Origin of the sequence: Virgibacillus indicus (genome assembly GCF_002266285.1) — a bacterium.
In the GTDB taxonomy this organism is placed as follows: Bacteria; Bacillota; Bacilli; order Bacillales; family Amphibacillaceae; genus Virgibacillus_K; species Virgibacillus_K indicus.
Genome location: NZ_NPMS01000069.1, coordinates 1 through 397 on the forward strand (window position 1 = coordinate 1; position 397 = coordinate 397).

At 43.3% G+C, this 397-nt stretch carries 1 protein-coding gene; it reads left to right on the plus strand.

Annotated features, from left to right (window positions below; all coding sequences use genetic code 11):
- Positions 1 to 397, plus strand: a 397-nt coding sequence (locus tag CIL03_RS19505; protein ID WP_133087850.1) for a FecCD family ABC transporter permease, incomplete at both ends; no start/stop codon positions are given.

Below are 397 nucleotides of genomic sequence, written 5' to 3' on the forward strand. Positions count from 1 at the left end.
TTATTGTGGGGGCTTTTATTGGCTCAGTTACTTCCCTGATTATTTCATTAGGGGACCGGGATTCCATGACACAGATTATTTATTGGTTATATGGAAGTGTCGCAATGAGGGGATGGGAGCATGTTCGATTAATCCTGCCTTTTATGCTTGTTGGAGCATCTATGCTTCTCATTCACTACCGGGAATTGAATGCTCTGGCGTTAGGGGAGGAAGCAGCTGATCATATTGGAGTAAATGTAAAAAGAGGGAAAATTTTTATATTATTAGGTGCATCCTTGTTGACAGGTGCTTCCGTTGCGGTGTCTGGTTCTATAGGATTTGTAGGTCTTGTGATTCCCCATCTGGTTCGTCTTGTAACAGGTCCGAATCACCGGCATCTGCTCCCATTATCTATGCT